This window comes from Streptomyces sp. NPDC050703 (genome assembly GCF_040654435.1).
GTDB lineage: Bacteria > Actinomycetota > Actinomycetes > Streptomycetales > Streptomycetaceae > Streptomyces.
This window is the reverse complement of the sequence record NZ_JBFAHX010000001.1, coordinates 214077-228238: the sequence shown is the minus strand read 5'-3', so window position 1 is coordinate 228238 and position 14162 is coordinate 214077. Positions and strand designations below refer to the sequence as shown.

General features: G+C 70.0%; 9 protein-coding genes. All 9 read left to right on the top strand.

Annotation, left to right across the window (positions count from 1 at the left end; translation table 11 throughout):
- The first annotated feature begins 172 nt into the window (after nucleotides 1–172).
- A complete protein-coding gene (locus tag AB0I16_RS01060) occupies nucleotides 173–904 on the top strand; it encodes a VIT1/CCC1 transporter family protein (RefSeq protein WP_363247161.1) in 732 nt (243 codons plus the stop codon).
- Nucleotides 905–1246: 342 nt separating this feature from the next.
- A complete protein-coding gene (gene gltB, locus AB0I16_RS01055) occupies nucleotides 1247–5824 on the top strand; it encodes a glutamate synthase large subunit (protein ID WP_363247160.1) in 4578 nt (1525 codons plus the stop codon).
- Nucleotides 5817–7277 carry a glutamate synthase subunit beta gene (locus tag AB0I16_RS01050; protein WP_363247159.1) on the top strand — a complete coding sequence of 487 codons (1461 nt, stop codon included), beginning with the start codon at nucleotides 5817–5819 and terminating at the stop codon, nucleotides 7275–7277. Before gltB ends, AB0I16_RS01050 begins: the two co-directional genes overlap by 8 nt.
- Nucleotides 7278–7608: 331 nt before the next feature.
- A complete protein-coding gene (locus AB0I16_RS01045) occupies nucleotides 7609–8874 on the top strand; it encodes a sugar ABC transporter substrate-binding protein (protein WP_363247158.1) in 1266 nt (421 codons plus the stop codon).
- 95 nt (nucleotides 8875–8969) lie between these two features.
- Entirely contained in the window at nucleotides 8970–9911 is a 942-nt protein-coding gene (locus AB0I16_RS01040; RefSeq protein ID WP_363247310.1) for a sugar ABC transporter permease, read from the top strand.
- Between the two features lie 83 nt (nucleotides 9912–9994).
- Nucleotides 9995–10789, top strand: a complete 795-nt coding sequence (locus tag AB0I16_RS01035) for a carbohydrate ABC transporter permease (protein WP_363247308.1) — start codon at nucleotides 9995–9997, stop codon at nucleotides 10787–10789.
- 166 nt (nucleotides 10790–10955) lie between these two features.
- On the top strand, nucleotides 10956–11528 hold the full coding sequence (locus AB0I16_RS01030; protein WP_363247157.1) for a dihydrofolate reductase family protein: 573 nt from the start codon (nucleotides 10956–10958) through the stop codon (nucleotides 11526–11528).
- A gap of 235 nt (nucleotides 11529–11763) precedes the next feature.
- The gene (locus AB0I16_RS01025; protein ID WP_037661310.1) at nucleotides 11764–11967 is read left to right on the top strand and encodes a cold-shock protein; all 204 of its coding nucleotides are present in this window, start codon (nucleotides 11764–11766) and stop codon (nucleotides 11965–11967) included.
- 142 nt (nucleotides 11968–12109) lie between these two features.
- Nucleotides 12110–13660 (top strand): DEAD/DEAH box helicase, encoded by a 1551-nt coding sequence (locus AB0I16_RS01020; protein ID WP_363247156.1) that lies wholly within the window; start codon nucleotides 12110–12112, stop codon nucleotides 13658–13660.
- Nucleotides 13661–14162 lie beyond the last annotated feature (502 nt).

The window sequence follows — 14162 nt, the reverse complement described above, 5'->3', positions numbered from 1 at the left end:
CGAGCGGGCCCGGATCACCCCTTCGCCGTGCTCCGGACCCCCTCCGGAACGGGGTCCCGCGGACCCCGCCCGAGGCGCGTTTTCGCAGGTAAGTACGGCCTTCCTTGCTGGCGGGAGGGATTTTTGGAGCGTACGTTCGACCTTGTCCAAACATTGAGGGGGTCCATCCACCATGGCGATCATCGAGACCGAAGCGACGCTGCACGAGGCGCACCGCGACAACCACACGCACCGGGACGTGAACGGCGGCTGGCTGCGCCCCGCCGTCTTCGGGGCGATGGACGGGCTCGTGTCCAACCTGGCGCTGATGACCGGTGTCGCCGGCGGCTCCGTCGCCCATCAGACCATCGTCATCACCGGGCTCGCCGGTCTCGCGGCCGGCGCCTTCTCGATGGCGGCGGGCGAGTACACCTCCGTCGCCTCCCAGCGCGAGCTGGTCCAGGCCGAGCTGGACGTCGAGCGCAGGGAGCTGCGCAAGCACCCCAAGGACGAGGAGAAGGAGCTCGCCGCGCTGTACGAGTCGCGCGGCGTCGAGCCCGGTCTCGCCCGCGAGGTCGCCCGGCAGCTCTCCGCGGACCCCGAGCGGGCCCTGGAGATCCACGCCCGCGAGGAGCTCGGCATCGACCCCGGTGACCTCCCCTCGCCGGCCGTGGCCGCGGTGTCCTCCTTCGGCGCCTTCGCGCTCGGCGCCCTACTTCCCGTCCTGCCGTACCTGCTCGGCGCGACCGCCCTCTGGCCCGCCCTGCTGCTCGCCCTGATCGGGCTCTTCGCCTGTGGCGCCGTGGTCGCCAAGGTGACCGCGCGGTCCTGGTGGTTCAGCGGTCTGCGGCAGCTCGCGCTCGGCGGTGCGGCGGCCGGTGTGACGTACGCCCTGGGCACACTGTTCGGTACGGCCGTAGGATGAGCCGCCGCGCGCCGCAGGGCTATGCGAGCACTCGCATAAGTAACCGTTAATCAGCGGTTTCGACTCTGTGGCCAGTGGGCATGAGCCGTAAGCGCTGCGGGCAATGAGGCCTGTGTCGCTCTGGGCCGCCGGTCACCGATCTGTCCGCCGAGCCCCTTCCGCACCGCCCCAGCTGCGCGGGCGGTGTCCACATGTTGGAATGAAGTATCCGCTTTTCGAGAAGCGTTCCATCATGTAACCTGCACGAAATTTCGCCAGGGCCAAAGTCGTCCCTCGCCACACGTACCCCCAGAGCCCGAGCGGCCTGGGAGGTTCCCAGCCACGACGACGACGGGAGTGCCGATGCGTACCCACGCCTGGTCGCCCATGGATGGTCGCCCCGCCCCCCAGGGCATGTACGACCCCCGTAACGAGCACGACGCCTGCGGTGTCGGGTTCGTGGCCACCCTCACCGGTGTTGCCAGCCATGAGCTGGTCGAACAGGCGCTGACGGTACTGCGCAACCTCGAACACCGGGGCGCCACCGGGTCCGAGCCCGACTCCGGCGACGGCGCGGGCATCCTGCTCCAGGTCCCTGACGCGTTCCTCCGCGAGGTGGCCGGATTCGAACTCCCCGCGGCCGGTGCCTATGCGGTAGGCATCGCCTTCCTGCCCGTCGACACCGCCGGCACCACCGACGCCGCCGTCTCACAGATCGAGACGATCGCCTCGGAGGAGGGCCTGACCGTCCTCGGCTGGCGCGAGGTCCCCGTCGCCCCCGAGCTGCTCGGCGCCACCGCCCGCTCGACGATGCCCGTCTTCCGGCAGATCTTCGTGGCCGACGGCGAGAACACCGGCCTGGCCCTCGACCGCAAGGCGTTCGTGCTGCGCAAGCGCGCCGAGCGCGAGGCGGGCACCTACTTCCCCTCGCTCTCCGCCCGCACGATCGTCTACAAGGGCATGCTGACCACCGGCCAGCTGGAGCCGTTCTTCCCCGACCTGTCCGACCGCCGCTTCGCCACGGCCGTCGCGCTCGTCCACTCCCGCTTCTCGACGAACACGTTCCCGAGCTGGCCGCTCGCACACCCGTACCGCTTCGTCGCGCACAACGGCGAGATCAACACCGTCAAGGGCAACCGCAACTGGATGCGGGCCCGCGAGTCGCAGCTCGCCTCCGACCTGTTCGGCACGGACAAGAGCCTCGACCGCGTCTTCCCGATTTGCACGCCCGACGCCTCCGACTCGGCGTCCTTCGACGAGGTCCTCGAACTCCTGCACCTCGGCGGCCGCTCGCTCCCGCACTCCGTCCTGATGATGATCCCCGAGGCCTGGGAGAACCACGCCTCGATGGACCCGGCACGGCGCGCCTTCTACCAGTACCACTCCACGATGATGGAGCCCTGGGACGGCCCCGCCTGCGTCACCTTCACCGACGGCACCCAGGTCGGCGCCGTGCTCGACCGCAACGGTCTGCGCCCCGGCCGCTACTGGGTCACCGACGACGGCCTCGTCGTCCTCGGCTCCGAGGTCGGCGTCCTCGACATCGACCCCGCGAAGGTCGTCCGCAAGGGCCGCCTCCAGCCCGGCCGCATGTTCCTCGTCGACACCGCCGAACACCGCATCGTCGAGGACGACGAGATCAAGGCGGGCCTCGCCGCGGAGAAGCCCTACCAGGAGTGGCTGGAGGCCGGCGAGATCGAGCTGTCCGACCTGCCCGAGCGCGAGCACATCGTGCACACGCACGCCTCCGTCACACGCCGCCAGCAGACCTTCGGCTACACCGAGGAAGAGCTGCGCATCATCCTCGCGCCCATGGCCAAGACCGGCGGCGAGCCGCTCGGCTCCATGGGCACGGACACCCCGATCGCGGCCCTCTCCGAGCGCCCCCGGCTGATCTTCGACTACTTCACGCAGCTCTTCGCGCAGGTCACCAACCCGCCGCTCGACGCCATCCGTGAAGAGCTCGTCACCTCCCTGCACAGCTCGCTCGGCCCGCAGGGCAACCTGCTCGAACCGACCGCCGCGTCCTGTCGCAGCGTCACGCTGCCCTTCCCGGTGATCGACAACGACGAGCTGGCCAAGCTCATCCACATCAACGCCGACGGCGACATGCCCGGCATGAAGGCCGCGACGCTCTCGGGCCTCTACCGCGTCGGCGACGGCGGCCGGGCCCTCGCCGCCCGCATCGACGAGATCTGCGCCGAGGCCGACGCCGCCATCGAGGCCGGCGCCCGCCTGATCGTGCTCTCCGACCGGCACTCCGACGCCGAGCACGCGCCGATCCCCTCGCTGCTGCTCACCGCGGCCGTCCACCACCACCTCATCCGGACCAAGCAGCGCACCCAGGTGGGCCTGCTCGTGGAGGCGGGCGACGTGCGCGAGGTCCACCACGTGGCCCTCCTCATCGGCTACGGCGCCGCGGCGGTCAACCCCTACCTGGCGATGGAGTCCGTCGAGGACCTCGTCCGCGCGGGCACGTTCCTGCAGGCCGTCGACGGCGGGGCCGAGCAGGCCATCCGCAACCTCATCCACGCCCTCGGCAAGGGCGTCCTCAAGGTCATGTCCAAGATGGGCATCTCCACCGTCGCCTCCTACCGCGGCGCCCAGGTCTTCGAGGCCGTCGGCCTCGAACAGTCCTTCGTGGAGCGGTACTTCAGCGGGACGACGACGAAGATCGGCGGCGCCGGACTCGACGTCATCGCCCAGGAGGTCGCCGCCCGGCACGCCAAGGCGTACCCGGCCTCCGGCGTCCCCTCGGCGCACCGCGCCCTGGACATCGGCGGCGAGTACCAGTGGCGCCGCGAGGGCGAGCCGCACCTGTTCGACCCCGAGACGGTCTTCCGCCTCCAGCACTCCACGCGCAGCCGCCGCTACGACATCTTCAAGCAGTACACGGGCCGCGTGAACGAGCAGTCCGAGCGGCTGATGACCCTGCGCGGACTCTTCGGCTTCAAGGCGAACCGCCCCTCGATCTCCCTCGACGAGGTCGAGCCGGCCTCCGAGATCGTCAAGCGGTTCTCCACCGGCGCCATGTCGTACGGCTCGATCTCCCGCGAGGCGCACGAGACACTCGCCATCGCCATGAACCAGCTCGGCGGCAAGTCGAACACCGGTGAGGGCGGCGAGGACCCGGAGCGCCTGTACGACCCGGCGCGCCGCTCCTCCATCAAGCAGGTCGCCTCCGGCCGCTTCGGTGTGACCTCCGAGTACCTGGTCAACGCCGACGACATCCAGATCAAGATGGCGCAGGGCGCGAAGCCCGGCGAGGGCGGCCAGCTGCCCGGCCACAAGGTCTACCCGTGGGTCGCCAAGACGCGCCACTCGACGCCCGGCGTCGGCCTCATCTCGCCGCCGCCGCACCACGACATCTACTCCATCGAGGACCTCGCCCAGCTGATCCACGACCTGAAGAACGCCAACCCGCAGGCCCGCATCCACGTGAAGCTGGTCTCCGAGGTCGGCGTCGGCACGGTCGCCGCGGGTGTCTCCAAGGCCCACGCGGACGTCGTCCTCATCTCCGGCCACGACGGCGGCACCGGCGCGTCCCCGCTGACCTCGCTGAAGCACGCGGGCGGCCCCTGGGAGCTGGGCCTCGCCGAGACCCAGCAGACCCTGCTGCTCAACGGCCTGCGCGACCGCATCGTCGTCCAGACCGACGGCCAGCTGAAGACCGGCCGCGACGTCGTCATCGCCGCGCTGCTCGGCGCCGAGGAGTTCGGTTTCGCGACCGCGCCGCTCGTCGTCTCCGGCTGCGTCATGATGCGCGTCTGCCACCTGGACACCTGCCCGGTCGGCATCGCCACGCAGAACCCGGCGCTGCGCGAGCGCTTCTCCGGCAAGGCCGAGTACATCGTCAACTTCTTCGAGTTCATCGCCGAAGAGGTCCGCGAGCTCCTCGCCGAGCTGGGCTTCCGCTCCATCGAGGAGGCCGTCGGCCACGCCGAGCTGCTCGACACCGAGAAGGCCGTCTCGCACTGGAAGGCGCAGGGCCTCGACCTGGCACCGCTCTTCCACGTGCCGGCCCTGCCCGCCGGAGCCGTGCGCCACCAGATCGCCGTCCAGGACCACGGCCTGGAGAAGGCGCTCGACAACGAGCTGATCAAGCTCTCCGCCGACGCGCTCTCGGCCACCGGCGCCACCGACGCGCAGCCCGTCCGCGCGCAGGTCGCCATCCGCAACATCAACCGCACGGTCGGCACCATGCTCGGCCACGAGGTGACGAAGAAGTTCGGCGGCGCGGGCCTGCCCGACGACACCATCGACATCACCTTCACCGGCTCGGCCGGCCAGTCCTTCGGCGCCTTCGTGCCGCGCGGCGTCACGCTCCGCCTGGAGGGCGACGCCAACGACTACGTCGGCAAGGGCCTCTCCGGCGGCCGGATCATCGTCCGCCCGGACCGCGGCGCCGACCACCTCGCCGAGTACTCGACGATCGCCGGCAACACCATCGCGTACGGCGCGACCGGCGGCGAGCTGTTCCTGCGGGGCCGCACCGGCGAGCGCTTCTGCGTCCGCAACTCCGGCGCGACGGTGGTCTCCGAGGGCGTGGGCGACCACGGCTGCGAGTACATGACCGGCGGCCACGCGGTCGTCCTCGGCGAGACGGGCCGCAACTTCGCGGCCGGCATGTCCGGCGGCGTCGCGTACGTCATCGACCTGGACCGCGACAACGTCAACGCCGGCAACCTGGCGGCCGTCGAACCGCTCGACGAGTCCGACGAGCAGTGGCTGCACGACGTCGTGCGCCGCCACCACGAGGAGACGGGCTCCACCGTCGCCGAGAAGCTCCTCGCCGAGTGGTCCGTCTCCGTGGACCGCTTCAGCAAGATCATCCCCAGCACGTACAAGGCAGTGCTCGCCGCCAAGGACGCCGCCGAGCGAGCCGGTCTCTCCGAGACCGAGATCACCGAGAAGATGATGGAGGCGGCGACCCATGGCTGATCCCAAGGGCTTTCTGAACCACGGCCGCGAGGTCGCGCGGACCCGCCCGGTCGGTGAGCGCGTCCAGGACTGGAACGAGGTCTACGTCCCCGGTTCGCTCCTGCCGATCATCTCCAAGCAGGCCTCGCGCTGCATGGACTGCGGCATCCCCTTCTGCCACAACGGCTGCCCGCTGGGGAACCTCATCCCGGAGTGGAACGACTACGCCTACCGCGAGGACTGGTCGGCCGCGCAGGAGCGCCTGCACGCCACGAACAACTTCCCGGAGTTCACCGGCCGCCTCTGCCCGGCCCCGTGCGAGTCGGCGTGCGTGCTCGGCATCAACCAGCCGCCCGTGACCATCAAGAACGTCGAGGTCTCGATCATCGACCAGGCCTGGGACCGCGGCGACGTCGCGCCCCAGGCCCCGGAGCGGCTCTCCGGCAAGACGGTCGCGGTCATCGGCTCGGGCCCCGCGGGCCTCGCCGCCGCCCAGCAGCTCACGCGGGCCGGCCACACGGTCGCCGTCTACGAGCGCGCCGACCGCGTCGGCGGCCTGCTGCGCTACGGCATCCCCGAGTTCAAGATGGAGAAGCGGCACATCAACCGCCGCATCGAGCAGATGCGCGCGGAGGGCACCAAGTTCCGCACCGGCGTGGAGATCGGCCGCGACATCGACGCGGCGAAGCTGCGCAAGCGCTACGACGCCGTGGTCATCGCCGCGGGCGCCACCGTCTCCCGCGACCTGCCGGTGCCCGGCCGCGACCTGAACGGCATCCACTTCGCGATGGAGTACCTGCCGCTCGCCAACAAGGTCCAGGAGGGCGACTTCGTGGCGCCCCCCATCACCGCCGCGGGCAAGCACGTCGTCGTCATCGGCGGCGGCGACACCGGCGCGGACTGCGTGGGCACGGCCCACCGCCAGGGCGCGGCCTCCGTGACCCAGCTGGAGATCATGCCGAAGCCGGGCGAGGACCGCGCGCCGCACCAGCCGTGGCCGACCTTCCCGATGCTGTACAAGGTCACCTCCGCGCACGAGGAGGGCGGTGAGCGGGTCTACTCCGTCAACACCACCCACTTCGAGGGGGACGAGGACGGCAACGTCCAGTTCCTGCACATGGTCGAGGTGGAGTTCATCGAGGGCAGGCTGACGCCGAAGCCGGGCACGGAGCGCAAGATCCCCGCCCAGCTCGTCACCCTCGCGATGGGCTTCACCGGCACGGACCGGGAGAACGGCCTGGTGGACCAGTTCGCCCTGGAGCTCGACGAGCGCGGCAACATCGCCCGCGACGGCGATTACCAGACGAACGTCCCCGGCGTCTTCGTCGCCGGTGACGCCGGCCGCGGCCAGTCGCTCATCGTCTGGGCGATCGCCGAGGGCCGTTCGGCGGCACGCGGGGTCGACCGCTTCCTCACCGGTGCGAGTGATCTTCCGGCCCCGATCCGCCCGACCGACCGAGCCCTCATGGTCTGACCCGTACGCCGTCATCGCGTACGACACCCCGAGAACGTCCCGTACAACGGTGTGCGGAACTGACGCGGCGCCCGCTTTGTCCCCGACCGGACGGAGGCGGGCGTCGTGGCGTTCGGGGGCGGTCGCGGGACCGGGTCCCGCGACGCCTGCGTTGCATGTGACGCAATGGTATGAGCGTATGTTGCGTCACCCGCAACCCTCATTACGGTTCGGCCGCTTATCCCAATGGGTCTAGACCGCCTAGACCCCGTGTGACCACAATCGCTCCCACCAATCGAACCTGGAGGGGGCCGGCATGAAGCGACCTGTCATCGCAGCTGGTTGTATCGCCATGAGTATCGGACTGACCGCCACGGCGTGCGGCGGCGATGACGGCGGCGACGGCGGCAAGGCCACCGACGGCAAGGGCAAGACCCTGACCGTGTGGATCATGGAGGGGACCAACCCCGACGCCCGCCCGTTCTTCAAGGAGGCCGGCGACGCCTTCGAGAAGAAGACCGGCGCCAAGATCAAGGTCGAGTACCAGCAGTGGGCCACGGCCCAGAAGAAGTTCACGACCGCCATCGAGGGCGGAGCCGAACAGGTGCCCGACGTGGCGGAGGTCGGCACCACCTGGGTGCCGCAGTTCGCCGAGACCGACGCGCTCGTCGACGTCACCGACGACGTGAAGAAGTCCGGCCTCGGCGACGACCTCGTCGAGGGCCTGAAGGACGCCGGCACGCTCGACGGCAAGCAGTACGGCATGCCGTGGTACGCGGGCGTGCGGTCCATCGTCTACCGCAAGGACCTCTTCGAGAAGCACGACCTGAAGCCCCCGACCACCTGGAAGGAACTCCAGGCCACCGCCAAGACGCTCAAGGAGAAGGAGCCGGGGAAGGTGGCCTTCCCCGTCGCGGGCGGCGCCGAGATGTTCGCGGCCCCCTTCGTCTGGGGCGCGGGCGGCGAACTGGCCACCGAGTCCGGCGGCAAGTGGAAGTCGGGCATCGACTCGCCCGAGGCGATCAAGGGCATCGAGTTCTACACGGGCCTCGCCACCAAGGACAAGGTCTCCCCGGCCAAGGTCAACACCTGGACCGAGAAGGAGGTCGGCGACGCCTGGAACAAGGGCGAGATCTCCATGGCCATCGGCGGCAACTGGACCCCGAAGGCCATCGTCGACGCCAACCCCGACCTCAAGGGCAAGCTCGGCGCGGTGCCGATCCCCGGCGAGAACGGCGGCATGAGCAAGTCCTTCCTCGGCGGCTCCTACCTGTCCACGTTCAACACGGACAAGAAGGAACTCGCCTGGGAGTTCGTCAAGATGCTCACCACCGGTGAGTTCGCCGCCAAGTGGGCCGAGCAGACCAACTACTTCCCCGGCCAGAACTCCGAGCTGAAGAAGATCGCCGCGAAGAAGGACCCGCTGGTCGAGCCGTTCGCCAAGCAGATGCTCGAAGCGGGCGCCACGGTCCCCAAGACCAAGGCGTACGGCGAGATCCAGGCATCCAAGGTCATCCCCGGCATGGTCCAGTCGATCCTGACCGGCAAGGCCTCCGTCGAGGAAGCCGCCGGCAAGGCAGCCAAGGACATGGACGCGATCTTCGCCAAGGACAAGTGAGCGAGGTCGAGTTCGGCACAGTGAAGGACGCGACAGTCGTGACAGACGCGCTCGTCGCCGACGGGCCGGAGGAGACTCCGGCCCGCCGCGGCCCCCTGAAGCGGGACACCGGCGGAGCCGAAGCGGCCCGCCGCCGCAAGAACCTGATCAACCTCACCCGGCCCTGGCTCCTGCTCGCCCCCTCCCTGGTGGTCCTCGCGGGCCTGCTGCTCTGGCCGCTGATCCAGGTCGGCAAGCTCTCCATGGAGGACTACGAGGTCAAGTTCGGCGGCGGCGTCAGCACGTTCACCGGCTTCGACCACTACAGCGACCTGCTCTCCAGCGGCCTGCTGTGGAAGACGGTCCTGCCCAACACCGTCTTCTTCGCCATCGCCTGCGTCGGCCTCACCGTCGCGCTCGGCACCCTCGTGGCGCTGCTGCTCAACCGCCTCGGCACCACCTGGCGGCTGATCTGCTCCATCGCGATCCTCGCCGCCTGGGCCATGCCCGCGGTGACCGGCACGTACGTGTGGATCTGGCTCTTCCAGCCACAGGACGGCATGGTCAGCCAGATCGCGGGCTCGATCGGCCTGATCGACCCGGAGACCACCAACTGGTTCACCGAACGCGGACCGTTCTACGCGATCGCCACCCTGAACGTCATCCACCACGGCTTCCCGTTCGTCGCCATCACCGTCCTCGCGGGCCTGATGACGATCCCCAAGGAACTGTACGAGGCCGGGGAACTGGACGGCGCCAACGCCTGGCAGCGGTTCTGGAAGATCACCGTGCCGACGATCAAGCCGGTCTTCCTCGTGGTGACCATCCTCTCCACCATCTGGGACTTCAAGGTCTTCACCCAGATCTACCTGCAGCCCGGCGGTGACGGCTCCAACGAAGAGGTCTACAACCTCGGCGTCTTCTCCTACATCCAGGCCTTCGCCAAGAACGACTACGGCGCGGGCGCGGCGGCGGCCGTCCTGCTGACCCTGCTGCTCCTGCTCATCACGATCGTCTACATCCGCACGCTGTTCCGACAGGGGGAGGAGGACCTGTGACCACCGCCAAGCTCCCGGCACGGCCGGCGCCACCGGCCGCGGGCAAGCCCCGCCGCCGCACCTCGCTCGCCTCACGCGTCGGACTGCCGCTGGCGGTCGTCGCGCTGCTGGTCTTCACGCTCTTCCCCGTGTACTGGATGATCTCCACGGCCCTCGACCCCAAGGCGATCAGCCGCGGCTCGGACGTGCTGCCGAGCGGCGTCAGCTTCGAACACTTCACGTTCGTCTTCGAGAAGGGCAACTTCGGCACCTACCTGCTCAACTCCGCCCTCGTCGGCCTCGCCACGATCGTCGCCGCCGCGCTGCTCTCGCTCTTCGCGGCCATCGCGGTGGCCCGGTTCAAGTTCCGCTTCCGCACCTCCGTACTGATCATGATCCTGATCGTGCAGATGGTGCCGCTGGAGGCGCTCGTCATCCCGCTCTTCATCCAGATGCGGGACTACGAACTGCTCAACTCCCTGCTCGGCCTGAGCATCGTCTACATCGCGCTCTCGCTGCCCTTCGCGATCTGGACGCTGCGGGGCTTCGTCGCCACCATCCCCAAGGAGGTCGAGGAGGCCGCCTACATCGACGGGGCGTCCTGGTTCCGGATGTTCTGGTCGGTCCTTCTGCCGCTGGTCGGGCCCGGACTGGTCGCCACGTCGATCTTCGCCTTCATCACGGCGTGGAACGAGTTCGTCTTCGCGTACACCTTCATGAAGGGCAGCGACAAGTACACCGCCGCCGTCGGCATCTACCAGTTCTTCGGGGAGAACTCGACGTCCTGGGGCCCCGTCATGGCCAGCTCCACGCTGGTCACCGTGCCGGTGATGATCTTCTTCGTGATCGTCCACCGCAAGCTGGGCTCGGGCCTGGCGGCGGGCGCGGTCAAGGGCTGACGCCCAGGCCCGGTGGGCGACGGCCGGTCCGCCTCCCACCGGACCGCCTCGCGCGGACGCACCGATGAGTTCCCGCGGCCCCCACGGTCAGAGAACACGCACGGCACAGCACACGGGGCGAGCCCGCCCCGGCCCCAGACCGGCCCCGAGACCCGAGGAACCTCCGATGCGCACTCTGATCAGCACCGCCTTCATCTCCCTCGACGGCGTCGTCGAGGCCCCCGGCGGCGAGCCCGGCTACCGGAACTCCGGGTGGACCTTCAAGGACGTGGAGTTCCTCCCCGAGGCCTTCGAGATCAAGGACCGCGAGCAGGGGGAAGCGTCCGCGATGCTGCTCGGCCGGGTCAGCTACGCGTCGTTCAGCGCGGTATGGCCCGGCATGGCGGACTTCGCCGACTACAACCAGCTGCCGAAGTACGTCGTGTCCGGCACCCTCACCGAGGACGACCTGGTGACGAACTGGGGCGAGACCACGATCCTGCGCACCCTCGACGACGTCGCCGCGCTGAAGGAGACCGAGGGCGGCCCGATCATCGTCCACGGCAGCGCCACCCTGAACCAGGGCCTCTCCGACGCCGGCCTCATCGACCGCTACCACCTGCTCGTCTTCCCGCTCCTGCTCGGCGCGGGCAAGCGGCTCTTCAGCGCCACGGACAAGGACACCCAGAAGCTGCGCCTCGTGGAGCACGAGGCGTACGCGAACGGCCTCCAGAAGAACGTCTTCGACGTGGTCCGCTGACCGGCCCCCCACCCCCGCGGACCCGGGGTCGCGGTGGCCGGGAACAACCGGCCGCCGCGGCATGTTAAAGTTATGTGTTGCAGTTTTGGTACCCATGAACTTTATGTGCGCCTGACGGGAATGCTCCGAGGGCGCATATTTGTTTTTTCCGGTTCTCTCCGGATGGGGTCATTGCGGCGCTGGGGTCTCACAATTCGGTGGTTCCCCATACTCTGCCCCTGTTGAGGAGATTGACATGGCAACCGGCACCGTTAAGTGGTTCAACTCGGAAAAGGGCTTCGGCTTCATCGAGCAGGACGGCGGCGGCCCCGACGTCTTCGCCCACTACTCCAACATCGCGTCCTCGGGCTTCCGTGAGCTGCTTGAGGGCCAGAAGGTCTCCTTCGACGTGACCCAGGGCCAGAAGGGCCTGCAGGCCGAGAACATCGTTCCTGCCTGATCGTCGCAGCGCGCGAACCTCACAGCCGAGGCCCGCACCTTCGGGTGCGGGCCTCGGCTTGCGCTGTCATCGGGCCCGACGGGCCCAGAGCCGCACCGGCTCAGAGGTCCGGAAAGTCCAGCGACCAGGAAGGCATCACTGCATGAACCGCTCCGAAGGCCAGGCACGACCCGCACGCAAGCGCTCCACCAACGCGGGCGGCAGGGGCCGGCCGAACGGACAGGCGAAGGGCGCCGCGGGTTCCGCGAGGAAGTCCGCAGGCCGCAAGCCCAAGCCCGCACAGGGCGGCGAGTTCGCGCTGCCCGAGAGCCTCACGCCGGCCCTGCCGGCCGTCGAGGCCTTCGCCGACCTGGACATGCCCGAAGCCCTCCTGAAGACGCTGGCCGCCCAGGGCGTCACCGCGCCCTTCCCGATCCAGGCCGCCACCCTCCCGAACTCCCTCGCGGGCCGCGACATCCTCGGCCGCGGGCGCACCGGGTCCGGCAAGACCCTGGCCTTCGGCCTCGCCCTCCTGGCCCGTACGGCGGGCCGGCGCGCCGAGCCGAAGTCGCCGCTCGCCATGGTCCTGGTCCCCACGCGTGAGCTGGCCCAGCAGGTGACGGACGCCCTCACCCCGTACGCGACCTCCGTCAACCTCCGCCTCGCCACCGTCGTCGGCGGCCTGTCGATCAGCAAGCAGTCGAACACGCTGCGTCGCGGCGCGGAGGTCCTCGTGGCCACGCCGGGACGCCTCAAGGACCTGATCGAACGCGGCGACTGCGACCTGTCCCAGGTGCGCACGACCGTCCTCGACGAGGCCGACCAGATGGCCGACATGGGCTTCATGCCGCAGGTCACGGCGCTGCTCAAGCAGGTCGAGCAGGGCGGCCAGACCATGCTGTTCTCGGCGACGCTCGACAAGAACATCGACCGCCTGGTCCGGATGTTCCTCACCGACCCCGTCGTGCACTCCGTCGACCCGTCCGCGGGCGCGGTCACGACGATGGAGCACCACGTGCTCTACGTCGCCGACGAGACCGACAAGAAGGCCGTCGCCATGCGGATCGCCGCCCGCGAGGGCCGCGTGATCATGTTCCTGGACACCAAGCGGGCCGTGGACCGCTTCACCAAGCGGCTCCTCGCCAACGGCGTACGGGCCTCCGGCCTGCACGGCGGCCGCTCGCAGCCGCAGCGCAACCGCACCCTGGACCAGTTCAAGACCGGCCAGGTCACGGCCCTGATCGCCACGAACGTCGCGGCGCGCGGCATCCACGTCGACGACCTCGACCTGGTCGTCAACGTCGACCCGCCCACCGACCACAAGGACTACCTCCACCGCGGCGGGCGCACCGCGCGGGCCGGGGAGTCCGGCAGCGTCGTCACGCTCGTCCTCCCCGAGGAGAAGCGGGACATGACGCGGCTCATGTCCGACGCGGACATCCGTCCCCGGACGGCCCGTATCTCCTCCTCCGACGAGGAGCTCGTACGGCTCACCGGGGCGCGGGAGCCCTCCGGGGTGCCGGTGGTCATCGAGGTCCCGCAGCCCGCGCAGCAGCCCGCCGCCGGGCAGGGTTCCCGCCGGCGCCGTCCCCGCGGCGGCTCCGCGGCTGCCTCCGGGCAGGGGCAGCGCCGGGTTCCCCGCCAGGGCGGGGGGCAGCCCCGCAGGGGCCGTCCGGCCGGGGGCGGGCAGGGGGGTCGCCGCAGCGCGGCGTAACGCTGCCGCTGTGCCTTGACCGTCCACCTCCGTGCCCTCGGCCATGCCTGCCGGGGCGCGGGCCGCTGGGCTGACCGTCCTCCCTCGGCTCTCCCGCCGTATCGCCCTCCCCGCCGCTCCGCGGCGGGGAGTCTCCCACCCGACCCACCCGTTGCCGCCGGTCAGGGCCTCCCTGTAGGGACGGGAAGCCGGGGCCGGGGGGTGTGGGAAGAGTCGGGAAGCCGGGGGCGCGGGGAGAGCCGGGAGCCAGCGGACGGGAAGCCGGGGGCGTGGGAAGGGTCGGGAGGTCCGGCGGGCGGGGGCCGTCGAGACCGGAGGGGACGTGCCGGTATGTCCGCCCGGAGCACAGTAGTCAGAGCTGCCCGGACCGCAGCACGAGACGCCCGCGCCAAGATAGCGAGGACGGACATACCGGCGCGGCCCCGCCCCACGACGAACAGCCGGACCACGAGCGCACGCGTCACCGCCTCACCGAACCGGCACCAGCCCCGGCACCAGCCCC

Coding starts and splice junctions, on each gene's coding strand:
- AB0I16_RS01020 (WP_363247156.1), top strand. CDS start 12,110: ATGAACCGCTCCGAAGGCCAGGCACGACCCGCACGCAAGCGCTCCACC.
- gltB (WP_363247160.1), top strand. CDS start 1,247: ATGCGTACCCACGCCTGGTCGCCCATGGATGGTCGCCCCGCCCCCCAG.
- AB0I16_RS01025 (WP_037661310.1), top strand. CDS start 11,764: ATGGCAACCGGCACCGTTAAGTGGTTCAACTCGGAAAAGGGCTTCGGC.
- AB0I16_RS01045 (WP_363247158.1), top strand. CDS start 7,609: ATGAGTATCGGACTGACCGCCACGGCGTGCGGCGGCGATGACGGCGGC.
- AB0I16_RS01030 (WP_363247157.1), top strand. CDS start 10,956: ATGCGCACTCTGATCAGCACCGCCTTCATCTCCCTCGACGGCGTCGTC.
- AB0I16_RS01050 (WP_363247159.1), top strand. CDS start 5,817: ATGGCTGATCCCAAGGGCTTTCTGAACCACGGCCGCGAGGTCGCGCGG.
- AB0I16_RS01060 (WP_363247161.1), top strand. CDS start 173: ATGGCGATCATCGAGACCGAAGCGACGCTGCACGAGGCGCACCGCGAC.